This is a genomic window from Burkholderia sp. Cy-637, from assembly GCF_011753175.1.
GTDB lineage: Bacteria > Pseudomonadota > Gammaproteobacteria > Burkholderiales > Burkholderiaceae > Burkholderia > Burkholderia gladioli.
The window spans coordinates 13,508-35,838 of sequence record NZ_VWWC01000046.1; the positions used below are offsets into that span (position 1 = coordinate 13,508).

The 22,331-nt window shown below is 67.1% G+C and carries 21 protein-coding genes; 14 read left to right on the forward strand and 7 right to left on the reverse strand.

All coding sequences use genetic code 11. The features are described from left to right. Nucleotides 1-687 (forward strand): TetR family transcriptional regulator, encoded by a 687-nt coding sequence (locus tag F3J10_RS14910; RefSeq protein ID WP_205195458.1) that lies wholly within the window; start codon nucleotides 1-3, stop codon nucleotides 685-687. A 129-nt stretch (nucleotides 688-816) separates the two neighbouring features. Here F3J10_RS14910 and F3J10_RS14915 read toward each other — a convergent pair whose 3' ends face one another. The 3 genes from F3J10_RS14915 to F3J10_RS14925 all read right to left on the reverse strand — a co-directional run bounded on the left by F3J10_RS14915 (nucleotide 817) and on the right by F3J10_RS14925 (nucleotide 2,825). Next, nucleotides 817-1,581 (reverse strand): helix-turn-helix domain-containing protein, encoded by a 765-nt coding sequence (locus F3J10_RS14915; protein WP_017919139.1) that lies wholly within the window; start codon nucleotides 1,579-1,581, stop codon nucleotides 817-819. Then, the gene (locus tag F3J10_RS14920; protein ID WP_025101498.1) at nucleotides 1,544-1,993 is read right to left on the reverse strand and encodes a response regulator; all 450 of its coding nucleotides are present in this window, start codon (nucleotides 1,991-1,993) and stop codon (nucleotides 1,544-1,546) included. Before F3J10_RS14920 ends, F3J10_RS14915 begins: the two co-directional genes overlap by 38 nt. Nucleotides 1,994-2,192: 199 nt before the next feature. Beyond that, entirely contained in the window at nucleotides 2,193-2,825 is a 633-nt protein-coding gene (locus F3J10_RS14925; protein WP_017919138.1) for a helix-turn-helix transcriptional regulator, read from the reverse strand. Nucleotides 2,826-3,094: 269 nt separating this feature from the next. Between F3J10_RS14925 and F3J10_RS14930 the strand changes: the two genes are divergently transcribed. The 5 genes from F3J10_RS14930 to F3J10_RS14950 all read left to right on the forward strand — a co-directional run bounded on the left by F3J10_RS14930 (nucleotide 3,095) and on the right by F3J10_RS14950 (nucleotide 8,813). After that, a complete protein-coding gene (locus F3J10_RS14930; protein WP_166913474.1) occupies nucleotides 3,095-4,627 on the forward strand; it encodes an amino acid permease in 1,533 nt (510 codons plus the stop codon). Nucleotides 4,628-5,343: 716 nt separating this feature from the next. After that, nucleotides 5,344-6,060 (forward strand): ABC transporter permease, encoded by a 717-nt coding sequence (locus F3J10_RS14935; protein WP_166913473.1) that lies wholly within the window; start codon nucleotides 5,344-5,346, stop codon nucleotides 6,058-6,060. Further along, on the forward strand, nucleotides 6,057-6,983 hold the full coding sequence (locus F3J10_RS14940; protein WP_025101494.1) for a glycine betaine ABC transporter substrate-binding protein: 927 nt from the start codon (nucleotides 6,057-6,059) through the stop codon (nucleotides 6,981-6,983). The genes F3J10_RS14935 and F3J10_RS14940 overlap by 4 nt, the downstream gene beginning before the upstream one ends. A gap of 13 nt (nucleotides 6,984-6,996) precedes the next feature. Next, nucleotides 6,997-7,650, forward strand: coding sequence for an ABC transporter permease (locus F3J10_RS14945; RefSeq protein ID WP_036036807.1), 654 nt, complete (start codon nucleotides 6,997-6,999; stop codon nucleotides 7,648-7,650). Then, nucleotides 7,647-8,813 carry an ABC transporter ATP-binding protein gene (locus F3J10_RS14950; RefSeq protein WP_025101492.1) on the forward strand — a complete coding sequence of 389 codons (1,167 nt, stop codon included), beginning with the start codon at nucleotides 7,647-7,649 and terminating at the stop codon, nucleotides 8,811-8,813. Before F3J10_RS14945 ends, F3J10_RS14950 begins: the two co-directional genes overlap by 4 nt. A gap of 51 nt (nucleotides 8,814-8,864) precedes the next feature. Here F3J10_RS14950 and F3J10_RS14955 read toward each other — a convergent pair whose 3' ends face one another. After that, entirely contained in the window at nucleotides 8,865-9,050 is a 186-nt protein-coding gene (locus F3J10_RS14955) for a hypothetical protein (RefSeq protein ID WP_013691008.1), read from the reverse strand. Between the two features lie 351 nt (nucleotides 9,051-9,401). Continuing rightward, nucleotides 9,402-10,439, reverse strand: a complete 1,038-nt coding sequence (locus F3J10_RS14960) for an AraC family transcriptional regulator (protein ID WP_167242389.1) — start codon at nucleotides 10,437-10,439, stop codon at nucleotides 9,402-9,404. Nucleotides 10,440-10,544: 105 nt separating this feature from the next. Between F3J10_RS14960 and F3J10_RS14965 the strand changes: the two genes are divergently transcribed. From F3J10_RS14965 to F3J10_RS15000, 8 genes are all read left to right on the forward strand, one after another. Next, nucleotides 10,545-12,578 (forward strand): NADPH-dependent 2,4-dienoyl-CoA reductase, encoded by a 2,034-nt coding sequence (locus F3J10_RS14965; RefSeq protein ID WP_167242390.1) that lies wholly within the window; start codon nucleotides 10,545-10,547, stop codon nucleotides 12,576-12,578. Between the two features lie 520 nt (nucleotides 12,579-13,098). Beyond that, nucleotides 13,099-14,652, forward strand: a complete 1,554-nt coding sequence (locus F3J10_RS14970) for an NADH-quinone oxidoreductase subunit M (protein ID WP_036036816.1) — start codon at nucleotides 13,099-13,101, stop codon at nucleotides 14,650-14,652. Between the two features lie 246 nt (nucleotides 14,653-14,898). Then, nucleotides 14,899-15,789, forward strand: a complete 891-nt coding sequence (gene cyoA, locus F3J10_RS14975; RefSeq protein ID WP_013691004.1) for a ubiquinol oxidase subunit II — start codon at nucleotides 14,899-14,901, stop codon at nucleotides 15,787-15,789. A gap of 2 nt (nucleotides 15,790-15,791) precedes the next feature. Beyond that, nucleotides 15,792-17,804, forward strand: coding sequence for a cytochrome o ubiquinol oxidase subunit I (cyoB, locus tag F3J10_RS14980; protein ID WP_025100411.1), 2,013 nt, complete (start codon nucleotides 15,792-15,794; stop codon nucleotides 17,802-17,804). Next, on the forward strand, nucleotides 17,804-18,415 hold the full coding sequence (cyoC, locus tag F3J10_RS14985; RefSeq protein WP_025100412.1) for a cytochrome o ubiquinol oxidase subunit III: 612 nt from the start codon (nucleotides 17,804-17,806) through the stop codon (nucleotides 18,413-18,415). Before cyoB ends, cyoC begins: the two co-directional genes overlap by 1 nt. Continuing rightward, complete coding sequence (gene cyoD, locus F3J10_RS14990; protein WP_025100413.1) at nucleotides 18,416-18,757, forward strand: cytochrome o ubiquinol oxidase subunit IV; 342 nt, start codon at nucleotides 18,416-18,418, stop codon at nucleotides 18,755-18,757. Between the two features lie 295 nt (nucleotides 18,758-19,052). Next, nucleotides 19,053-19,796 carry a response regulator gene (locus tag F3J10_RS14995; RefSeq protein ID WP_025100414.1) on the forward strand — a complete coding sequence of 248 codons (744 nt, stop codon included), beginning with the start codon at nucleotides 19,053-19,055 and terminating at the stop codon, nucleotides 19,794-19,796. Beyond that, a complete protein-coding gene (locus F3J10_RS15000; RefSeq protein WP_025100415.1) occupies nucleotides 19,780-21,027 on the forward strand; it encodes an ATP-binding protein in 1,248 nt (415 codons plus the stop codon). The genes F3J10_RS14995 and F3J10_RS15000 overlap by 17 nt, the downstream gene beginning before the upstream one ends. 88 nt (nucleotides 21,028-21,115) lie before the next feature. On the opposite strand, the gene catC is transcribed toward F3J10_RS15000, so the two are convergent. Beyond that, nucleotides 21,116-21,406, reverse strand: a complete 291-nt coding sequence (gene catC, locus F3J10_RS15005; protein ID WP_013690998.1) for a muconolactone Delta-isomerase — start codon at nucleotides 21,404-21,406, stop codon at nucleotides 21,116-21,118. Nucleotides 21,407-21,421: 15 nt separating this feature from the next. Further along, nucleotides 21,422-22,330, reverse strand: a complete 909-nt coding sequence (gene catA / locus F3J10_RS15010; RefSeq protein WP_167232556.1) for a catechol 1,2-dioxygenase — start codon at nucleotides 22,328-22,330, stop codon at nucleotides 21,422-21,424. Between the last annotated feature and the right edge of the window lies 1 nt (nucleotide 22,331).

The following is a 22,331-nucleotide window of genomic DNA, read 5'->3' on the forward strand; positions in this document are numbered from 1 at the left end:
ATGGAGAAAACACTCGAAACTCGCCGGAAGGGGCGCCCTTATGGCGGCGTGGCGGCCGAGGCGCGCGCCGCGGAACGGCGCGAGGCGCTGATCGGGGCCGGAACGCGCCTGTTCGGCACGCTGGGCTTTCGCAAGACCACGGTGCGCGCGCTCTGCCAGGAGGCGAAGCTGAACGACCGCTATTTCTACGCGGCCTTCGCCGGTACCGACGCGCTGCTGCAGGCCACCTACCAGCACCATGCCGAGCGCCTGCGCGCGGCCGTCGGCGCGGCGCTGGCGAAGGCCGGCGAGGCGGGACTGGAGGCGCGAGTCGATGCCGGGCTGGGCGCGTTCTTCGCCTTCCTGCGCGATACCTGCGCGGCGCGCGTGCTGCTGCTGGAGGTGATGGGCGTGAGCGCGGAAACCGACATGACCTACCAGCGCAACCTGCTCGAATTCGGCCGGCAGATCGTCTCGGTGGCGCGCGTGACCGATCCCGAGGATCCGGAGCAGCGCGCCGACGCGCGGCTGACCGGGCTCGCGCTGGTCGGCGCGATGACCAATGTCGGCGCGGCCTGGCTGCTGACCGGCTATCGCGATCCCGAGGCGCGCATGGTGCGCAATTGCCGGCACGTGCTGCTCGGTACGCTGGCGAGGTTCGATGCGCAGCGAGAGGGTGTCGCGCAGGCCGACGGCCAGGCGGGCTGAGGCGGGGAAGGCGCGCGCGGGGCGAGAGGGAGGGCCGGCGGGCGCGTTGGCCCGCTCGGAAGACGATGGAGGCCCAAGCGGCTCAAGCGGCCCAAGCGGCGGTTCAAACACCCCAAACCGCGCCCGCCGTCAGACCTGCACCAGCCCCTGCGCGTCGTTGATGCGGATCTGCCGGCCGCGCGAATCGATCAGCCCGTTGCGCTGGAACTTCGACAGCATGCGGCTGACCGTCTCCAGCGTCATCCCCAGGTAGCAGCCGATCTCCTCGCGCGTCATGCGCAGGTTGAACTCGGCCGGCGAATACCCGCGCGCCTTGAAGCGCGCCGACAGGTTCAGCAGGAACGAGGCCACGCGCTGCTCGGCCGTCATGGTGCCGAGCAGCATCATGGCGCGCGACTCGCGCACGATCTCGCCCGCCAGCAACTGGTGCACGTGCTGCTGCAGCAGCCGCATCTCGCGGCAGGCCGCCTCGAGCTGGGCGAACGGGATGACGCACACGGTGCTGTCCTCGAGCGCGATCGCGTCGCAGTGGTGGACGCCCTCGCAGACGCCGTCCAGGCCGAGCGTCTCGCCGGTGATCTGGAAGCCGGTGACCTGCTCGCGGCCGTCGCGATGCATCACCACGGTCTTGAACGAGCCGCTGCGCACCGCGTAGAGGCTGGTGAAGGGATCCTCGGCATGGAACAGCGCGTCGCCGCGCTTGACCTGGCGCGTGGTGCAAATCAGCGCGTCCAGGCGCCGGTATTCGGCATGGGTGAGCGCCGAGGGCATGCAGACGTTGCGCGTGGCGCAATTCGAGCAGCGCGCGCCGGGCTGTTTCGGCGCGTCGAACGGGACGGCCGCGGGCGGCGGCACGTCATGGGCGATCGTAGCGGGCGTCGTGGCAGTCGGCATAGTGGGCTCGTTGGACAGGTTGAGGGCGACGTGCACGGGCTCGGGCCAGCGCGTCGATGGTGTGGCACGCCAGCTCGAACTCGGTGGTCTTGTCGAAGAAGTAGTGCGCGCCGGCCTTGTGGCTGGCGGCACGGAAGGCCGGCGCGGACAGGTTGGTCAGGATCACCGTGACCACCTGCGGCGCGAAGCGGGCCAGCGCGCCGAGCAGTTCGAGCCCGCTGCCCGAAGGCAGGCGCAGCTCGATCACGGCCACGTCGGCGTGGCTCGAGACGATGCCGGCGAAGGCCATGGCGTGGTCCTCCGACTCGCCGACCACCGCCACGCCGGCGAGCGGCTCCAGCAAGGCGGCGACGCGCCGGCGTATCGCGGCGGCCGGCTCGACGACATAAACACGGAGGAGGGTGGCGTCCATCCGGCAAGTATTACAGCCGGGCCGGCGCCGCGAAATCGGCGTCAGATGAAAAGCCGGTAGGTGATTCGCTGAAAGCTGTAGGCCGATTCCTACAGGTATGACGAATCGCTGAACGATCGGAAAGTCGCCGGCCCTTGAATGCCGTGCCCGCCGCAACGATCGCGCCGATCGTCCCGCGATCGGCCCTCGCCGGGGGGCCTCACTTCGCGTCGTTGTAGACGGTGGCGCGCGACACGCCCAGGTGCTGGGCGATGATCTCCATCGCGCGCCGCACCTCCAGGTAGCCGTCGTCCTTCAGTTCCTGCATCAGCGCGCGGCGCTGCTCGGTCTTCAGCGAGCGCGGCGTGGTGGCGAGCGTCATCGCGAAGCGGTCGATGCGTTCGCGGATCGCCTCGGCATTGGCGGGGTCGAGCGTCTCGCCGACGCTGTCGGGGCCGATCTGGCAGAACTGGTTCAGGAGCCCCTGGATGCCGCGGAACAGCGTGACGTCGACGTTCAGGCACAGCGCGGCCACGTAGTGGCCGTTGGCGTCCTTGATGCCGATCGAGGTGCTCTTGGCGGTGCGCCCGTCGGGGAAGCGGTTGGCGTAGTTGGCGAGCACCGAGGGATAGTCGTCGTCGGCGATGCGCGCGAGCCCGAGTTCGGTGGTCGGGTCGCCCACCGCGCGGCCCGACAGGTTGTTGTGGATCGCGATGATCGAGTTGGCGGGCGTGCGCAGGTCGTGGACCACCACCTCGGTGAAGGGCGCGAACATCTCGCCGAGCCCTTGCGCGATGTTGCGGACCTGCTCGATCAGCGATGCCTGTTCCGACGGGGAGGACTTGCGGGTCATATTGGACGATTTATCCGGGATTCGACGGTATTGTAACCACGCGCCCCCCGGCATTGCGCAAAGCGATCCACCCGGGCCGGCCGATCCGCGCGCCGCCCGCCCGGGGACTGGCCCGCGGCCCGTCGAAGCCGGCGGCCGGCCACTTCGAATCGGGTAGAATCCGCGCTGCGCGCGAGACGCGCCGGCGCCCGCGCGTGGCCGCGCCGCCCCATCCGGGCGGCCCTGGCCGCGTGCCGAGACGCTGCCCGCCTGCCTCTTGTCCGTCATCCATGCCAAAACAATCCACGCATTCCGAGCCCGCCTCCGCCGCTTCTCCGCAACTCAAACGCAGCCTCAAGGCACGTCACCTGACGATGATCGCGATCGGCGGCTCGATCGGTACGGGCCTGTTCGTCGCCTCGGGCGCCTCGATCTCGCAGGCCGGCCCCGGCGGCGCGATCCTCGCCTACCTGCTGATCGGGCTGATGGTCTATTGCCTGATGATGAGCCTGGGCGAGATGGCCGCGCTGATGCCCGTGTCGGGCTCCTTCGCGACCTACGGCGCGAAGTACGTCGACGAGGGCTTCGGCTTCGCGCTCGGCTGGAACTACTGGTACAACTGGGCCGTGACGATCGCGGTGGAACTGGTGGCCGCGCAGCTGGTGATGAACTACTGGTTCCCGCATGTCCCGGGCGTCTGGTGGAGCGCGCTGTTCCTCGGCGTGATGTTCCTGCTCAACGTGATGACGGTGCGCGGCTTCGGCGAGGCCGAATACTGGTTCGCGCTGATCAAGGTGGTCACCGTGCTGGCCTTCATCGCCACCGGCCTGCTGATGATCTTCGGCATCCTGAAGGGCGGCCCGTCGCCGGCCTGGGCCAACTTCGCGATCGGCGACGCGCCGTTCGCGGGCGGCCTGCCGGCCATGATGGGGGTGGCGATGATCGCCGGCTTCTCGTTCCAGGGCACCGAGCTGATCGGCGTGGCCGCCGGCGAATCGGAGAACCCGCGCACCACCATCCCGCGCGCGGTGCGCCAGGTGTTCTGGCGCATCCTGCTGTTCTACGTGTTCGCGATCCTGGTGATCGGCATGCTGGTGCCCTATACCGATCCCAGCCTGCTCAAGAGCGACGTGACCGATATCGGCGTGAGCCCGTTTACGCTGGTGTTCCGTCACGCCGGGCTGGCCTTCGCGGCCGGCGTGATGAACGCGGTGATCCTGACGGCCGTGCTGTCGGCCGGCAACTCGGGCATGTACGCCTCGACGCGCATGCTCTACAACCTCGCCACCGAGGGCCGCGCGCCGCGCCTGTTCGCGAAGCTGTCCCGCAGCGGGGTGCCGCGCAATGCGCTGTATGCCACCACCGCGGTCGGCGCGCTGTGCTTCCTGTCCTCGCTGTACGGCGACAAGACCGTCTATCTCTGGCTGCTCAACACCTCGGGGATGACGGGCTTCATCGCCTGGCTCGGCATCGCGGTCAGCCACTACCGCTTCCGCAAGGGCTTCGAGAAGCAGGGCTTCGCGCTCTCGCAACTGCCGTATCGCTCGCGGCTGTTCCCCTATGGGCCGATCTTCGCCTTCGTGCTGTGCCTGGTGATTGCCTTCGGCCAGGATTACCAGGCCTTCCTGTCGAACCGGATCGACTGGGTCGGCGTGCTGGCCACCTATGTCGGCATCCCGCTGTTCCTGCTGGTCTGGCTCGGTTACCGGCTGCTGAAGAAGAGCCGCTTCGTGCGCTACGAGGACATGGAGATCGCGCCCTGGCTGGAGGGCGGCGCGCATCGCGAGGCGCGCAGGCAGGGTAGCCCGGCCGAGACGGCCTGAGGCTGGCTTTACGACCGCGCGCGGCGGCTGCCGCGCGTGGTTCGCGCTGTATCCCGTCCTGGTTTGCGGCGAGCGCGATGCGTGCCGCGCCGTGCTTTTCCTGCCCCGCAGCTTTCCCCCAATCGATGCTTCGCGCACGGCACGACCGGCGAAGCCGATCCCTTTCCCGATCATTCGCGATCCTGAGCAATTCGAGTGGCGACGCGATGCGCCGTCTCGCGGATTCGGATCGCGCCTTGCGGCTTCGCACCTCGCATGGCGCGGGCATCCAATTTGCGCGATCCTGCCCTCAAGGGTTTACGGTGGCGAGAAATTGCCGTTATACTGCGGCGCATGTCCTCGACTTTCGCAGTGAGTTGCATGCCGATGCATGCAAGATCGCGGCAAGTGCGAAAGTCGCGCAAACCTTCCCGTCAATCGGAGCATCCAGCTCCTGCGGTGCCGGCACATTCGTGCGGCCGCATCCTTGCCATCGCAAGATGGTGCCTGGCCTGAGTAGCGCACGCGCGCTACGTGGGCTGAACATGACAATCGAACGAGCGCGGTAGCGCTCACGCAGGACACCGGACAGGATTTTTCCGTGCCGGTTGCGATGCCGTTTTTGTCGGTTCGATCCCGGCACGACCGGGATCCGTACCTTCCATTCGCGACGCCGTCTGGCGTTTTCGCGGCGCGCGGCCATTCGCGCGCGCCGCTCCGGAAAGGAGGCGTATCTCATGACTCGACGCACTGTCCGTCTCGCGGGCAGCCTGTTACTGGCCGTCATCCTGTTCGGCTGGATCGCCAGCGCGATCGGCGCCGATACCTGGCGGCAGCATTCGGGCGATCTCGTCTACTACACGGGACGACACCTGATGCTGGTCGGCTGTTCGATGGCGCTGGCCATCGCGGTCGGCATTCCCGCCGGGGTCGCGCTCAGCCGGCCCGCCTTCGCGCGCCAGGCCGAGCGCTTCATGCAGGTGTTCAACATCGGCAACACGGTGCCCTCGCTCGCGGTGCTGGCGATCGCGCTCGGCATCTTCGGGATCGGCGACATACCGGCCATCGTCGCGCTGTTCCTGGCCTCGCTGCTGCCGATCACGCGCAATGCCTACGAGGGCATGCGCAACGTGCCGGCCTCGCTGCGCGAGGCGGCGCGCGGCATCGGCATGACGCCGTGGCAGTCGCTCACGCGCGTCGAGTTGCCGAATGCGCTGCCGATCATCGTCGGCGGCGTGCGCACCGCGCTGGCCATCAACGTCGGCACCGCGCCGCTGGCCTACCTGATCGGCGCCGACAGCCTCGGCACCCTGATCTTCCCCGGCATCTATCTCGACAACCAGCAGATGCTGCTGCTCGGCGCCGCCTCGACGGCCGTGCTCGCGCTGCTGCTCGATGCGATCGTCGCGGCCGGCAGCCGCCACGTGATGGCGCGCAATGGAGGTGCGGCATGACGGGCTTCGAACGTATTTCCGCCATGGCGCGCCGCGCGCTCGCCGTGGTGCTGGCGGCGGCCTCGCTCGGCGCGCTGGCCTCGGCTCCCGCCGCGGCGCAGGCGCTCACGGTCGGCGGCAAGAACTTCACCGAGCAATACGTGCTCGCCGAGATCACCTCGCAGTACCTGCGCGCGCGCGGCTATACCATCCAGAGCCGCACCGGGCTGGGCAGCGTGCTGCTGCGCAGCGCGCTCGAGAACGGCCAGATCGACGTGATGTGGGACTACACGGGCACCGCGGCCCTGGTCTACGACAAGATCAAGGAGAAGCTGCCGCCCGACGAGATGTACCGCCGCGTCAAGGCGATCGACGCGCGGCGCGGCCTGGTCTGGCTCGATGCCTCGCCGCTCAACAACACCTACGCGCTCGCGCTGCCGGCCGAGACCGCGCGCAAGACCGGCATTCGCACCATCTCGCAACTGGCCGCGAAGATCGCCGCCGATCCGAAGGGCACGCGCCACACCTTCGGCATGGATGCCGAGTTCGCCAATCGTCCCGACGGGCTGAAGCCGCTGGAGGCGGCCTATCACCTGAACTTCAGCCGCTCGGAGACCAAGCAGATGGATTCGGGCCTGGTCTACACGGCGCTGCGCAACAACCAGCTGACCATCGGCCTGGTCTATACCACCGACGGCCGCGTGAAGGGCTTCGGCATCGTGCCGCTGGAGGACGACCTGCATTTCTTCCCGCCCTACAACGCCACGCCGGTGGTGCGCGAGCCGGTGCTGAAGGCCCATCCCAAGCTCGCGGTGCAGCTCAACGCGCTGTCGGCCGCGCTCAACAACGATGTGATGCTGGAAATGAACAAGCGCGTCGATATCGACGGCGTGTCGGTGCAGCAGGTCGCGGCCGATTTCCTGCGCACGCATACCTTGCCGTGACCCGGAGGCGACCATGACCGTTCATGACTACCTGGCCGCGAACTGGCCCGAGCTCCTGCAGCTCACCTTGCAGCACGTCTACCTGGTGGGCATCGCGGTGGGCTGCGCGATCCTCGCCGGCGTGCCGCTGGGCATCCTGATCAGCCGCCACGAATGGCTCGCGCCGCCGCTGCTGGGCGTGGCCACCGTGATCCTCACGCTGCCCTCGATCGCGCTGTTCGGCCTGATGATCCCGGTGTTCTCGCGCTTCGGGCAGGGCATCGGCGCGGTGCCGGCGATCACCGCCGTGTTCCTCTATTCGCTGCTGCCGATCATGCGCAATACCTATCTGGCGCTGAGGAACGTCGACGCCGGCATCAAGGAGGCCGGCATCGGCATCGGCATGACCTCGTGGCAGCGGCTGCGGCTGGTCGACCTGCCGCTGGCGGTGCCGGTGATCCTCGGCGGCGTGCGCACCGCCGTGGTGATGAACATCGGCGTGATGACGATTGCCGCCGTGATCGGCGCGGGCGGCCTGGGCACCTTGATCGTCCGCGCGATCGGACAGAGCAGCATGATGAAGCTGCTGGTGGGCGCGGTGCTGGTGAGCGTGCTCGCGATCGTCGCGGACCTGCTGCTGCAGTGGCTGCAGCGCGCATTGACACCGAAGGGAGTGCAGAAGACATGATCGAACTCGACCAACTGACGAAGACCTTCTCGCAGAAGGACGGCCAGCCGGTGCGCGCCGTCGATTCCGTGAGCCTGAGCGTGCCGGAAGGCGAAATCTGCGTGTTTCTCGGCCCCTCGGGCTGCGGCAAGACCACCACGCTGAAGATGATCAACCGCCTGATCACGCCCACCTCGGGCCGCGTGCTGATCGACGGCGAGGACACCAACGCGCTCGACGAGGTCGACCTGCGGCGCCGGATCGGCTACGTGATCCAGCAGATCGGCCTGTTCCCGAACATGACCATCGAGGAGAACATCACGGTGGTGCCGCGCCTGCTGGGCTGGGACAAGAAGCGCTGCAAGGAGCGCGCCACCGAGCTGATGTCGATGGTCGCGCTGGACCCGAAGCTCTACCTGAAGCGCTATCCGCGCGAGCTGTCGGGCGGCCAGCAGCAGCGCATCGGCGTGGTGCGCGCGCTGGCGGCCGATCCGCCGGTACTGCTGATGGACGAGCCGTTCGGCGCGGTCGACCCGATCAATCGCGAGTCGATCCAGAACGAGTTCTTCCAGATGCAGCGGCAGTTGAAGAAGACCGTGATCATGGTCAGCCACGACATCGACGAGGCGATCAAGCTGGGCGATCGCGTGGCCGTGTTCCGGCGCGGCAAGCTGGTGCAGTACGACCATCCCGACACGCTGCTCGCGCATCCGCGCGACGAATTCGTCGGGCAGTTCGTCGGCCAGGACAGCACGCTCAAGCGCCTGCTGCTGGTGAAGGCCGGCGACGCGGCCACCCAGCCGCCGACCGCGCGCGCCGGCACCTCGCTGGCCGAGGCCTTCACGGTGATGGACGAGAACGACAGCCGCTACCTGACCGTGGTCGACGAGGCGCAGCGCGCGCTGGGTTTCGTGGCGCGCCGTGCCGCGCGCGGCGCGGACGGCAGTTGCGGCGAGCGGCTCAGCGAGTTCCCGGCCACCGTTTCCGCCGAGGACAACCTGCGCATCGTGCTGTCGAAGATGTACCAGTACCGTTCGTCGTGGATGCCGGTGCTGGACGCGGATGGCGCCTATGTCGGCGAGATCACGCAGGACTCGATCGCCGACTACCTGAGCTCGGGGCGCTCGCGCCAGCAGACCGGCCAGCCGCCGCGCATCGCGGAGGCGCTGGCCGCGCGGACCTGAGGCGGGATGCCGGGCCATCGCGGCCCGGCGGGTTCGAGGGGATGGGGGAAATCAGCGTGGAATGCGCGAGAGCGCGAGCAGGGCGAGCAATTCGTCGACGCTGAAGCGGCCGTCGAGCGTGATGCGGCCGCCGACCCAGTTCGGCGCGTTGCGGGCCGCGTTCCAGTCGACCCAGCCGGGCGCCTGCCTGAGTATGTGCAGGGCGGTTTGTCGGGATGGCTGATCTTGGCTGGACATCGGCGTTGCCTCACGGAATGCATCGAGGTGGGCCGCCGGCCTTGCGATACGGCTGCCGGCGGCACGAGATCCGGAGTGTCGGTTGCGTGCCGATAAAAGGCTATGGGAATGATCTGATTTTCATCCTAATCCGCCCATGCCGCCCCGAAGATCAGACTTTTCAGATGGAGCGTGGGCTCGCGATCGCCGAGACTGTTCGCTGTCGGGCAAGGTGATTCCTGCTTGCCCGGCATCTCCGTGTCTCTGCATTGGCGATGCGCGATCCCCCGTCGTGCATCGTTATTGGCGCCGCCTTCGGGCGGCTTTTTTTTGCGCGGATTTTGCGCGGCTGCCGGCGCGAGCCGCTGCATCTCAAGCGTCGCGCCGGTAGGCGCTCGGCGTCACGCCGGCCCATTTGCGGAAGGCGCGCGTGAAGTTCGCCGGGTCGCTGAAGCGCAACTGCTCGGCGATCGTCTTCAGGTCGAGATCGGAGGCGCGCAACAACTGCCGCGCGTCGCGATAGCGCGCCTCGTCGAGCAGCGCGCGATAGCCGGCGCCGGCTTCGTCGAGCCGCCGCCGCAAGGTGCGCGTCGAGACATGCAGGCGCCGCGCCAGCGCATCCGGGTCCGGATAACCGTCGGCGCCCGCCACCAGCTCGGCGCGCACGCGTTCCACCCAATCCCCTTCGTCCTGCCGCACCGCCGCGTATTCGCGCTCGACCTGCGCCAGCGCCTGCCGGTGCGCGACCTCGTCGGCCAGCGCCAGCGGCCAGCCCAGCGCCTCGCGCGCGATCCACAGCGCATGCGCCTCGCAATCGAAGCGCACCGGCGGCAGCCGCTCGCGATACGGCGCGAAGTAGGGCGGCTCGGGCCAGGCGAAACGCAGCTCGAGCGGCGGCGCGCCGCAGCCGGTCAGCGCCGGCAGCGATTGCGCGAGCCCGGCCAGCACGAACTCGAACAAGGTGTGATGGCGCAGCACCGGGCTCGACTGCACGCCGGCCAGGGTCAGCGTGGCGCCGTCGCCGTGCTCGGCGTAGGCGAGCGTGTATTGCCGGTTGCGGGTGCGGAAGTAGCGGGCATTGACCTCGAGCGCGGTGCGCAGGTCCGGCGCGGTCATCGCGGCATAACCGAGGAAGCCGTGCACCGAGGGCCGCAGCCGCAGGCCGAGCTCGAAGCCGAAACCCTCGTCGCAGGTCAGCGCGATCGCGTTGAGCACCAGCCGCGCCCATTGCGAGGGCGATACGCGCGCGTCGGGCTGGGCCAGCACCTCGTCGCGCAACCCCGTGCCGGCACGCAGCGCGCGCTGGTCGAGGCCGCGCTCGGCGAGCAACTGCATGAGCAGGCGCGGGTAGGCGACCGGGATGGTCGGGCGCCGCAAGCCCAGGCTGTCCTTGGACGGGGAGCGTGTCATCGCATCGATTTGGCCACAAATGACAAGCATTATGGCTGTTTGACCCCTCACGCTCAAGCGAGGCGCCGCCTAGCATCGAGGGCATACCAGAACCTGCTCCCCGCCATGACGACCCCGTTCCCGCACCTGCTCGCGCCGCTCGACCTCGGCTTCACCACCTTGCGCAACCGCGTCCTGATGGGCTCGATGCATACCGGCCTGGAGGACAGCCGCAAGACCCTGCCGCGCCTGGCCGAGTATTTCGCCGAGCGCGCGCGCGGCGGCGTCGGCCTGATCGTCACCGGCGGTTTCGCGCCGAACCTGGCCGGCTGGACCAAGCCCTTCGGCGGCACGCTGGCCAGCTCGGGCGCGGCGCGCCGGCACCGGCTGATTCCCGGGGCGGTGCATGCCGAAGGCGGCAGGATCGCGCTGCAGATCCTTCATACCGGCCGCTACGGCTACCATCCGCTGGCGGTCGCGCCCTCGCGCATCAAGTCGCCGATTTCGCCGTTCGCGCCGCGCGCGCTGTCGGCGGCCGGCGTCGAGCGGCAGATCCGCGCCTTCGTGCGCTGCGCGGTGCTGGCGCGCGAGGCCGGTTACGACGGCGTTGAGATCATGGGCTCCGAGGGTTACCTGATCAACCAGTTCGTCTCGCGCCACACCAATCATCGCGACGACGCCTGGGGCGGCAGCTACGAGAACCGCATGCGCTTTCCGGTCGAGATCGTCGAGCGCACCCGCGAGGCGGTCGGCCCCGACTTCATCCTGATCTACCGGCTGTCGATGCTGGACCTGATCCCCAATGGCAGCGACTGGGACGAGACGGTTCGGCTCGCGCGCGCGGTCGAGCGCGCCGGCGCGACCCTGATCAATACCGGCATCGGCTGGCACGAGGCGCGCGTGCCGACCATCGCCACCTCGGTGCCGCGCGGCGCCTTCGCCTGGGTCACGAGGAAGATGAAGGGGGAGGTGGGCATCCCGCTGGTGACGACCAATCGCATCAACCGGCCCGAAGTGGCCGAGCGGATCCTGGCCGAGGGTTGCGCCGACATGGTATCGATGGCGCGGCCATTCCTGGCCGATCCGGAATTCGTCGCCAAGGCGGCCAGCGGGCGTGTCGACGAGATCAACGTCTGCATCGGCTGCAACCAGGCCTGTCTCGATCACGCCTTCAAGAACCGCATCGCCTCCTGCCTGGTCAATCCGCGCGCCTGCCACGAGACCCTGCTCGAGATCCGCCCCGCCGCGCAGGCCAAGCGCATCGCGGTGGTGGGCGCGGGCCCGGCCGGGCTCGCCTGCGCCACCACGCTGGCCCGGCGCGGCCACCGGGTCGAGCTGTTCGACGCGGCCGCGCAGATCGGCGGCCAGTTCAACCTGGCCAAGCGGATCCCGGGCAAGGAGGAGTTCCACGAGACGCTGCGCTACTTCGGGCGGCAGCTCGAGCTGGGCGGCGTGACGCTGCACTTGTCGCGGCGCGTCGAGGCGGCCGAGCTGATCGCCGGCGGCTACGACGAGGTGGTGCTGGCCACCGGCGTGACGCCGCGCGATCCGCGCATCCCGGGCGGCGACGGCCCGAACGTGCTGAGCTACGTCGACGTGCTGGCGCTGGGCAAGCCGGTCGGCCAGCGCGTGGCGGTGGTCGGCGCGGGCGGCATCGGCTTCGACGTCGCCGAGTTCCTGGTGCAGGAGGGCGTCTCGCCCTCGCTCGACCTGGCCGCCTGGCAGGCCGAGTGGGGCGTGACCGATCCGGCGCGCGCCCGCGGCGGCATCGTGCCGGCCCAGGTCGCGCCGCCCGCGCGGCGCGTCACGCTGTTGCAGCGCAAGCCTGCGCCGCTCGGCAAGGGGCTCGGCAAGACCACCGGCTGGATCCACCGCGCCACGCTCAAGATGAAGGCGGTGGAGATGATCGGCGGCGTGAACTACGAGCGGATCGACGCGCGCGGGCTGCACGTGAGCTTCGGCGAGAAGCGCGAGCGGCCGAGCCTGATCGAGGCCGACACGATCGTGCTGTGCGCCGGCCAGGAGCCGCGCCGCGACCTGCAGGCCGCGTTGCTGGAGGCGGGCCTGGCGGTGCACCTGATCGGCGGCGCGGACGTTGCGGCCGAGCTCGATGCGAAGCGCGCGATCGACCAGGGCACGAGGCTGGCCGCGAGGCTTTGAGACCGGGCGGAACGGCGCTATCCTGTCGCATCGCGCTGACGGTTTAGGAAATCGAAGCTTTCATTTTCGTTTCGCGCAAGCGTGTGGTTTCGACACCTCTTTTGATCGGAAGGAAAGCATTAAGAAAGCAATATTGAAAGCTTTTGGAAAGTTTCGGCGAGGCGCCGGAACACCTCGGAATCGTGTTCGAAACGTCAAATTGAAGCAAATTTCGATTTGTCAAGCCCCTGTTTGACGCCGTTTGGATGATCTCGCCCCGTTTCTGAAGCGAAAAAAACTTCAATAAAATCAATGCTTCGATTCATCGAGAAAAATGCAACAGAATGTTGCGATGCAAAACGTCGCACTTACCTTTATCCTCGTTAACCCGGCGCGGTGTAGTCGCTCTTGTTACATAACTTTCGATTGCATTACACTGCGGGCGCTTCGCCGTTTTGAGCGGGCGAACATTACAAATCTTACGTTTCTTTCGTCTCAGTCGAACGACTCTCTGACCGGGTTTTCATAGGGTTTTGCCGCCATGCAATCTGTACCATTCCTGAGCCTCGCGATCTGGACACCGATCGTGTTCGGCGTGGCCATCCTGCGCATCGGATCGGATCGTTATCCGCATCGGGCTCGGTGGCTCGCGCTGGTGGGCGCGATCGTCGGCCTGCTGGTGACCGTGCCGCTGGTCGCCGGTTTCGACGCGCACAACACCGCGGCTCAGTTCACCGAATACAAGCCCTGGCTGTCGGCGTTCGGTTCGGCATGGCGGATGGGCGTGGACGGGCTGTCGCTCTGGCTGGTAGTGCTGTCGGCCTTCACCACCCTGGTGATCGTGATCGCCTCCTGGGAATCGGTCACCACCCGCGTGGCCCAGTACCACGGCTCCTTCCTGATCCTGTCGGGGCTGATGATCGGCGTGTTCACGTCGCTCGACGGCATGCTGTTCTTCATCTTCTTCGAGGCCACGCTGATCCCGCTGTTCGTGCTGATCGGCACCTGGGGCCACGCCAACCGCGCCTACGCGGCCATCAAGTTCTTCTTCATCTCGTTCGCCGGTTCGCTGCTGATGCTGGCCGCGATGCTCTACCTGTTCGGCGTGACCCACACGTTCGACATGGCGGTCTGGCAGAAGACCCACCTCGGCTTCACGCCGCAGTTGCTGGTGTTCCTCGGCTTCTTCGCGGCCTTCGCGGTGAAGGTGCCGATGTGGCCGGTGCACACCTGGCTGCAGGACGTCTACACCGACGGCCCGACCGGCGCCGCGGTGTCGCTTGGCATGATCAAGATCGGCGGCTACGGCTTCCTGCGCTTCGCCCTGCCGATCACGCCCGATGCCGCCCACTACCTGGCGCCCGTGATGATCGGCCTGTCGCTGATCGCGGTGGTCTATGCCAGCCTGCTGGCGCTGGCGCAGAAGGACATGGCCAAGATGCTGGCCTACTCGGCGGTCGCCCACATGGGCCTGGTCACGCTCGGCGTGTTCCTGTTCGACCAGATGAGCATCACCGGCGCGATCGTGCAGATGATTTCCTACGGCTTCGTGGCCGGCGCGATGTTCCTCTGCGTGGGCGCGCTCTACGATCGCACCAAGACCCGCGCGATCGCCGAATACAGCGGGGTGGTCAACACCATGCCGCGCCTGGCGCTGTTCGCCGTGCTGTTCGCGATGGCCAACGTCGGCCTGCCGGGCACCTCGGGCTTCGTCGGCGAATTCCTGGTGATCATGGGCGCGGTGCGCGTGAACTTCTGGATCGGCGCGATCGCCGCGCTGACCCTGATCCTGAGCGCGGCCTACACGCTCTGGATGCTCAAGCGGGTGATTTTCGGCGCGATCAAGCACGAGCGCGTCGGCAAGCTGATCGACCTGAGCCGCCGCGAGTCGGTGGTGTTCGCGGCGCTGGCCGTGATCGTGCTCGCGATCGGCATTTATCCGAAGCCGTTCACCGACGTGATCGACCCGGCCGCCGCCAGCATCGTCGCGCAGCTCGAGCAGCGCGCCAATGCGGCCCAGGACGGTTCGGGCGCGCCGGCGGCTTCCACCATCAGCGTTCAGACGGAGTCGCGCACGCCGCGCACGCCGACCTGATCGCCGATGCCGGACCCGGCTCTCAGGGGGGCGGGTGCGGTGTGCTATCGTCCGCGGGCTGCCACGGGCGACGGCCGACAAAGTTGCTTGATGTGGCAACGTGTCGCACGGTGAGTTTTGGTAAGGATCATTTGCTAAGATTCACCGCTTTTTCCCACTCCAACGGCTTTATGATGCGTGCGCTTGCGCGAATCGGGGCATAGCCGGTTCGCACCAATCGACCACGCGCAAAATCAGGCAAATGTGATGAATAGAAAGGCATTTAGAAGCATATTGCTTTTATTGGGCGCCGGATTGCTTGTCTGTCTATCCGGTTGCAACTTTGACGTACTGGACCCGAAGGGCAGCGTCGGGGCCGCAGAGAAGTCGCTGATCTGGACTTCGACGTGGGTCATGCTGATCGTCGTGATTCCGGTGATCGTGCTCACGCTGGTGTTTGCGTGGCACTATCGAGCGTCGAACCGCAGCGCGACGTATGCACCGAAATGGGCGCATTCGAACGCGATCGAAGTCGTTATCTGGACGGTTCCGACGCTGATCATTCTGTATCTTGGCATCCTCACCTGGACTTCGACGCACGAGCTGGATCCGTACAAGCCGCTCGAGTCGAATGTGAAGCCGATCAACGTCGAAGTCGTCGCGCTCGACTGGAAGTGGCTGTTCATCTACCCGGATCTGGGTATTGCCTCGGTGAACCAGCTCGCGATTCCCGTCGGTACGCCGGTCAACTTCCGCATCACGTCGGATTCGGTGATGAACTCGTTCTTCATCCCGCAGCTCGGCACCCAGGTGTACGCGATGGCCGGCATGCAGACGCGTCTGCACCTGATCGCCGACCACGCAGGCGACTACGCCGGCCTGTCCGCCAACTACAGCGGCAAGGGCTTCTCGGACATGAAGTTCCGCACGCTGGCCACCTCGCAGTCGGACTTCGACGCATGGGTCCAGAAGGTCAAGGCCACGCCGCAGCGCCTGGACATGACGGAATACGCGAGCGTCGCCAAGCCGAGCGAAAAGGATCCGGTCCGCTTCTTCTCGACCATCGATCCGCGCCTGTTCAATAACATCGTTGGCAAGTACAACAACGGCCACGTCATGGAATTCAATGACGCGTCGTGCAGTACGACGAAGGGGTAAGCATGTTCGGAAAACTTACACTCGACGCGATTCCGTATCACGAGCCGATCCTCGTGATCACGGCGCTCGGCGTCGGCATCATCGGGGCGCTGGTGTTCGGCCTCGTGACTTACTTCGGTAAGTGGAAATATCTCTGGACCGAGTGGCTGACGAGCGTCGACCACAAGCGTCTGGGCGTGATGTACATCGTGGTTGCCCTGGTCATGCTGCTGCGCGGCTTCGCCGACGCGATCATGATGCGTACCCAGCTGGCCTTCGCGTACGACGCGCCGGGTTATCTCCCGCCGCACCACTACGACCAGATCTTCACCGCGCACGGCGTCATCATGATCTTCTTCATGGCGATGACCTTCATGGTGGGCCTGATGAACCTGGTGGTGCCGCTGCAGATCGGCGCGCGCGACGTGGCCTTCCCGTTCCTGAACTCGCTGTCGTTCTGGATGACGGCGGTCGGCGCGGTGCTGCTGATGATCTCGCTGTTCATCGGCGAGTTCGCGCAGACCGGCTGGCTGGCCTATCCGCCGCTCTCGGAACTGCAGTTCAGTCCAGGCGTGGGGGTCGACTACTACCTCTGGGCCTTGCAGATCTCCGGTGTCGGCACGCTGCTGACCGGCGTGAACTTCTTCGTGACCATCATCAAGATGCGCGCGCCCGGCATGACGCTGATGAAGATGCCGGTGTTCACCTGGACCGCGCTCTGCACCAACGTGCTGATCATGGCCGCGTTCCCGATCCTGACCGTCACGCTGGCGCTGCTCGGCCTGGACCGTTACCTCGGGATGCACTTCTTCACGAATGACGGCGGCGGCAACGCCATGCTGTACCTGAACCTGATCTGGGCCTGGGGCCACCCCGAGGTGTACATCCTGATCCTGCCGGCGTTCGGCGTGTTCTCGGAAGTCGTGTCGACCTACGCCAAGAAGCCGCTGTTCGGCTACAAGACGATGGTCTACGCCACCTGCGCGATCATGGTCCTGTCCTTCCTCGTGTGGCTGCACCACTTCTTCACGATGGGTTCGGGCGCCGACGTCAACGCGTTCTTCGGCATCGCCACGATGATCATCGCGATCCCGACCGGCGTGAAGATCTTCAACTGGCTGTTCACGATCTACCGCGGCCGCCTGGAATTCACCGCGCCGGTCCTCTGGACGCTGGGCTTCATGATCACCTTCACGGTCGGCGGCATGACCGGCGTGATGATGGCGATCCCGGGCGCCGACTTCGTGCTGCACAACAGCCTGTTCCTGATCGCCCACTTCCACAACGTGATCATCGGCGGCGTGCTGTTCGGCTACCTGGCGGGCTTCAACTACTGGTTCCCGAAGGCCTTCGGCTTCAAGCTCAACGAGAAGCTCGGCAAGCGCGCCTTCTGGTTCTGGCAGATGGGCTTCATCTTCGCCTTCACGCCGCTGTACGTGCTGGGCTTCATGGGCGTGACGCGTCGTCTGAACCACTACGACAACCCGGCCTGGCATCCCTGGATGCTGGTCGCGCTGTTCGGCGCGGTGCTGGTGCTGATCGGCATCGTCCACCAGCTGCTGCAACTGTACGTGTCGATCCGCGACCGCGACCTGCCGGGCAACCGTGACGTGTCGGGCGATCCGTGGAACGGCCGCACGCTGGAATGGGCGACCTCGTCGCCGCCGGCCTCGTACAACTTCGCCATCATCCCGACCATCCACGAGCTCGACGAAGTCGCGTACCGCAAGGAACGCGGCCTGGGCTTCGGTCTGGAGAAGGGCCAGCAGTACGAGGACATCCACATGCCCTCGAACACGAGCGCGGGTTTCTTCATCGGCATGTTCGCGCTGGTGCTGGGCTTCGCCGGTGTCTGGCACATCTGGTGGCTGGCGATCCTCGGCTTCGTCGGTATCGTTGCGACCGCGATCATCTACAGCTCGCAGAAGAACGAGGGCTACTACATTCCGGCCGATACGGTTCGGAAGATCGAAGAGCAGCGTGGCGGCGCACGTGTCGCGGCACGGCCTGCTGAAGCGGAACTGGAGGCCAACTGATGGCACAAACCACCCTGACTGCCGGTCATCACCACGCGGCAGAGCATCACCACCCGCCGTCGCACTCGGTATTCGGCTTCTGGCTGTACCTGATGACCGACTGTATCCTGTTCGGCTCGCTGTTCGCGGTGTTCGCGGTGATGCAGCACCAGTTCGCCGGCGGCCCGACCGCCAAGGACCTGTTCGACATCCCGGGCGTGGCGCTCGAAACGGCGGCCCTGCTGCTGAGCTCGATCACCTACGGCTTCGCGATGATCGGCGCGCACCGCAACAAGCGCGGCGCGGTGTTCGCCTGGCTGGCCGTCACCTTCATCCTGGGCGCCTCGTTCCTGTTCATGGAAATCCGCGAGTTCGCGCACCTGATCGAGGAAGGCGCCGGCCCGGGCCGCAGCGCGTTCCTGTCGTCGTTCTTCACGCTGGTCGCGACCCACGGCCTGCACGTGACGATGGGCATGATCTGGATGGTCGTGCTGCTGTTCCAGATCGCGCGCAACCCGCAGCTGTCGGAGCAGGACATCCGTCGCCTGACGTGCCTGTCGCTGTTCTGGCACTTCTTGGACATCGTCTGGATCTGCGTGTTTACCTTTGTCTACCTCGTGAGTGTGATCTAAATGGCTCATTCTCCTGCCCATGACGGCCACGACGACGCCTCGCACGGCACCGTAAGCAGCTACCTGGTCGGCTTCGTGCTGTCGGTGATCCTGACGGCCGCCTCGTTCGGCGTGGTGCTCGGCGGCTGGTTCGCGTCGACCACCACGATGGTCCTCGCGCTGGCCGTGCTGGCCGCCGTGCAGATCGTCGTCCACCTGATTTTCTTCCTGCACATGAACACGTCGTCGGGCCAGCGCTGGAACCTGACCGCGTTCGTCTACACCGTGCTGACGGTCGGTATCGTGATCGTCGGTTCGCTGTGGATCATGCACAACGTCAGCATGAACATGATGTCGCGTTGATGCAGCGGCCCGCTTCGGCGGGTCCGCGAGCAGCCTCGGAAAAAGCCGCCGCAAGGCGGCTTTTTCCATTCCCGTGCCCGGCATTCGCGGCCTGGCGGGCGGCCGACGAACGAGCCGCCGCCCCGTAAGACTCCGTAAGGCAAATCAAGATCATGCAAGCCATGCCGGCCCGGCTTCGCTTATAGTCACCGGATTGCAAGCCGGCAGGGGAGGAGCGTTCCGTCCCCCGGTTTCCGATCCTTACCGGCCGCTTCCTGGTTTCCTTGTTCCTTCTCGACCGTCCAGTCTCGCGACCATGACCGACACGCCTATCCAGGTCCTGCTGATCGACGACGATGCCGCGCTGCGCGATCTGCTGCGAACCTTCTTCCAGCAACGCGGCATCGAGATCTCGGTGCTGCACGACGCCACCACGCTCGAGCGTCGGCTCGAGCGCGAGCGTCCCTCGGTGATCGTGCTCGACCTGATGCTGCCCGGCGTCGACGGCCTGACCGTGCTCAAGCAGTTGCGCGCGAGCGGCGACCCGATCCCGGTGATCATGCTGACCGCGCGCGCCGACGGCGTCGATCGCGTGATCGGCCTCGAACTCGGCGCCGACGACTATCTCGGCAAGCCCTTCATGCCGCAGGAACTGCTGGCGCGGATCCACGCCGTGCTGCGCCGCCACGCGCCGGCCGGCGCGATCGGCACGCGGCCCGCGCCCGAGCGGCGCGAACCGCTGCGCTTCGGCCCGTTCCGGCTCGACTTCGCCACCCGCACGCTGTACCGCGAGACCGAGGCGCTCAAGCTGACCGGCGGCGAATACGCGCTGCTCGAGGTGTTTGCCCTGCATCCGATGGAAACCCTGTCGCGCACGCGCCTGCTCGACCTGCTGCACGGCCCGTATTCGAACCTGACCGAGCGCGGCATCGACGTGCCGGTCTGGCGCCTGCGCCGCCTGCTCGAGGACGATCCGGCCCAGCCGCGCTACGTGCAGACCATGCGCGGCGTCGGCTACATGTTCGTGCCCGGCGGCGAGGGTGATGAAGCGCACGTTTGACACCCTGTTCGCGCGGCTGGCGCTGATGGCGATCGGACTGGTGCTGGTGGTCCATGCCATCGGCCTGGTGCTGCTCGATCGCGAGCGGCTGCGCCTCGAGGTCGAGCAGACGCGCCGCGTGATCGCCCTGTCGACCCAGGCGCAGGCCAGCGGCAGCGCGCTGGGCCTGGCGGTGAGCGCGATGCTCGGCACCTCGTTCGTCGATACGCGCGACGCGGTCGCCTTCGGCTGCCCGAAACCCTGCACCGACACCTACGGCCCCTTCGAGCGCCACCTGCGCGAGGCGATGCCGCCCGGCACCCACGTGGTGGCCGACGGTCACACGCGCACGCTGTGGGCGCGCTACCCTGGCGCGAAATACTGGATCACGCTGCCCTCGACCATGCCCTCGGTGACGCGCTTCATCGGCGCATCCTCGCTGACCATGCTGGTCGGCATCGGGCTGGCGATCTTCGGCGCCTGGCGCATCCAGCGCCCGCTGCGGCGGCTCGCGCAGGCCGCGCGCGACTTCCGGCTCGGCAATCGCCAGCCGGCCGTGCCGATCGGCGGGCCGCGCGAGGTCAAGGAGGTGATCGCCAATTTCAACGAGATGGTCAGCGAGCTCTCGCAGGGCGAGCAGGAGCGCGCCGTGATGCTGGCCGGGCTGGCGCACGACCTGCGCGCGCCGATCACGCGCATGCAGGTGCGCGCCGACCTGCTGCCCGACGCGGCCACGCGCGCCGGTTTCCTGCGCGACTCGGAGGCGCTGTCGCGCATCGTCACGCAGTTCCTCGATTTCGCGCGCGAGGGCAGCGAGCCTTCGCCGGCCGCGAGCGTCGACCTGCATTGCCGCCAGCATTACGGCGGCGAACTCGACGACGGGCTGGTGAGCATCGACCTGCGTGCTGGCGAGGGTTTCCATCTGCCGCTGGTCGATCTCGACCGGATCCTCACCAACCTGATCGAGAACGCCATGACCTATGGCGAGCCGCCGGTGGAGATTTCCACCGAGGCGGCCGCGCAGGGTTATCGCCTGATCGTGCGCGACCACGGGCCGGGGATTCCCGAGGCCGAACTCGAGCGCGCGCTGCGGCCCTTCGTGCGGCTCGACGCGGCGCGCGGCGGCGACGCGCATTGCGGGCTGGGCCTGGCGATCGTCAAGCGGCTGGTGCGCCAGCATCGCGGCAGCTTCGTCGCCTCGAATGCCGATGACGGCGGTTTCGTGGTGACCATGACCTTCCCGTTCGCCTGAGCCAAACGACGAGGCCCGATCGAAACGATCGGGCCTCGTGCTTTCCGACATCGCCGACATCTCGGCATCGCGCCGATGCCGCCGTCGATCAGCTGTCGTCCTCGCGGATCGACGAGGGATGGCGGCACAGCGCGCGCACTTCCACCTGCATGTACGGGAACAGCGGCAACTGGCTCAGCAGGTCGTGCAGATGCGCCGGGCTTTCCACGTCGAACACGCTGATGTTCGCGTAACGTCCGGCGATGCGCCACAGATGCCGCCAGATGCCTTCCTGCTGCAGCTTCTGCGACATCGCCTTTTCCTCGGCCTTGAGGCTCGCCGCCTTGACCGGGTCCATCTCGGCCGGCAGGTTCACGGTCATTTCCACATGGAACAGCATGGTCGTCCTCCGGGCTCAGGCCGAGGCGCGCGCGCGATCGACCTCGGCGCTCGGCAGGGCGGCACGCTCGCGCGTCATGCGGAAGTCGAAGTCGATCAGCGTGAACTGGCCGCCCAGGCCATAGGGCTTGCCCTCGGCGCCCTCGGCCTTCTTCAGCTCGGGCACCAGGCCGTCGCGGGTGGCGAAGGCGAAGTCGTCCCACAGATACGGATCGCCGTCGATATTGATCTGGGTGGTCAGGCGGCGCATGCCGTCGGCGGTCACGAAGAAGTGGATATGGGCGGGGCGATGGCCATGGCGGCCGACCAGGTCGAGCAGTTGCTCGGTCTTGCCGCCCGGCGGCACGCTGTAGCCGACCGGCACCACGCTGCGGAAGGCATACCGGCCCTCGGCATCGGTGCGGATCGAGCGGCGCAGGTTGAAGGGCTGTTGCGACGGGTCGAAGTAGGAATAGTTGCCGAGATGGTTGGCGTGCCAGACCTCGACCAGCGCATTGGCCAGCGGCTTGCCTGCGTCGTCGAGCACCTGGCCGCGCATCACCAGCGCCTCGCCCGGCTCGCCGTCCTCGTCCAGTCGCGCGAAGCCGGCCGATTCCGGCGCGCCGGCCACATAGAGCGGGCCCTCGATGGTGCGCGGCGTGCCGCCCTCGATGCCCGCGCGGGCCTCGGCCTCGTCGAGCCGCACGTCGAGGAAGTGCTCGAAGCCGAAGCCGGCCGCCAGCAGCCCCAGTTCGCCGCTCTTGCCCGCCTCGCCGAGGTAGTTCAGCGCGGTCCAGAACTCGCTCGGGCTGACGTCGAGTTCCTCGATGGTGTAGAACAGGTCGCGCGTGATCCGGTTGACGAGCGCGCGCACGCGCGGATTGCCGGGCTTGATGGCGGTGTCGTCGAAGGATTTCAGCAGGGCGTCGATGGCGGGCTTGTCCATG

What these genes read in the sequence shown, in the direction of transcription:
- F3J10_RS14910 (WP_205195458.1), top strand. Translation starts at nt 1, where the DNA reads ATGGAGAAAACACTCGAAACTCGCCGGAAGGGGCGCCCTTATGGCGGC.
- F3J10_RS14915 (WP_017919139.1), bottom strand. Translation starts at nt 1,581, where the DNA reads ATGCCGACTGCCACGACGCCCGCTACGATCGCCCATGACGTGCCGCCG.
- F3J10_RS14920 (WP_025101498.1), bottom strand. Translation starts at nt 1,993, where the DNA reads ATGGACGCCACCCTCCTCCGTGTTTATGTCGTCGAGCCGGCCGCCGCG.
- F3J10_RS14925 (WP_017919138.1), bottom strand. Translation starts at nt 2,825, where the DNA reads ATGACCCGCAAGTCCTCCCCGTCGGAACAGGCATCGCTGATCGAGCAG.
- F3J10_RS14930 (WP_166913474.1), top strand. Translation starts at nt 3,095, where the DNA reads ATGCCAAAACAATCCACGCATTCCGAGCCCGCCTCCGCCGCTTCTCCG.
- F3J10_RS14935 (WP_166913473.1), top strand. Translation starts at nt 5,344, where the DNA reads ATGACTCGACGCACTGTCCGTCTCGCGGGCAGCCTGTTACTGGCCGTC.
- F3J10_RS14940 (WP_025101494.1), top strand. Translation starts at nt 6,057, where the DNA reads ATGACGGGCTTCGAACGTATTTCCGCCATGGCGCGCCGCGCGCTCGCC.
- F3J10_RS14945 (WP_036036807.1), top strand. Translation starts at nt 6,997, where the DNA reads ATGACCGTTCATGACTACCTGGCCGCGAACTGGCCCGAGCTCCTGCAG.
- F3J10_RS14950 (WP_025101492.1), top strand. Translation starts at nt 7,647, where the DNA reads ATGATCGAACTCGACCAACTGACGAAGACCTTCTCGCAGAAGGACGGC.
- F3J10_RS14955 (WP_013691008.1), bottom strand. Translation starts at nt 9,050, where the DNA reads ATGTCCAGCCAAGATCAGCCATCCCGACAAACCGCCCTGCACATACTC.
- F3J10_RS14960 (WP_167242389.1), bottom strand. Translation starts at nt 10,439, where the DNA reads ATGACACGCTCCCCGTCCAAGGACAGCCTGGGCTTGCGGCGCCCGACC.
- F3J10_RS14965 (WP_167242390.1), top strand. Translation starts at nt 10,545, where the DNA reads ATGACGACCCCGTTCCCGCACCTGCTCGCGCCGCTCGACCTCGGCTTC.
- F3J10_RS14970 (WP_036036816.1), top strand. Translation starts at nt 13,099, where the DNA reads ATGCAATCTGTACCATTCCTGAGCCTCGCGATCTGGACACCGATCGTG.
- cyoA (WP_013691004.1), top strand. Translation starts at nt 14,899, where the DNA reads ATGAATAGAAAGGCATTTAGAAGCATATTGCTTTTATTGGGCGCCGGA.
- cyoB (WP_025100411.1), top strand. Translation starts at nt 15,792, where the DNA reads ATGTTCGGAAAACTTACACTCGACGCGATTCCGTATCACGAGCCGATC.
- cyoC (WP_025100412.1), top strand. Translation starts at nt 17,804, where the DNA reads ATGGCACAAACCACCCTGACTGCCGGTCATCACCACGCGGCAGAGCAT.
- cyoD (WP_025100413.1), top strand. Translation starts at nt 18,416, where the DNA reads ATGGCTCATTCTCCTGCCCATGACGGCCACGACGACGCCTCGCACGGC.
- F3J10_RS14995 (WP_025100414.1), top strand. Translation starts at nt 19,053, where the DNA reads ATGACCGACACGCCTATCCAGGTCCTGCTGATCGACGACGATGCCGCG.
- F3J10_RS15000 (WP_025100415.1), top strand. Translation starts at nt 19,780, where the DNA reads ATGAAGCGCACGTTTGACACCCTGTTCGCGCGGCTGGCGCTGATGGCG.
- catC (WP_013690998.1), bottom strand. Translation starts at nt 21,406, where the DNA reads ATGCTGTTCCATGTGGAAATGACCGTGAACCTGCCGGCCGAGATGGAC.
- catA (WP_167232556.1), bottom strand. Translation starts at nt 22,330, where the DNA reads ATGGACAAGCCCGCCATCGACGCCCTGCTGAAATCCTTCGACGACACC.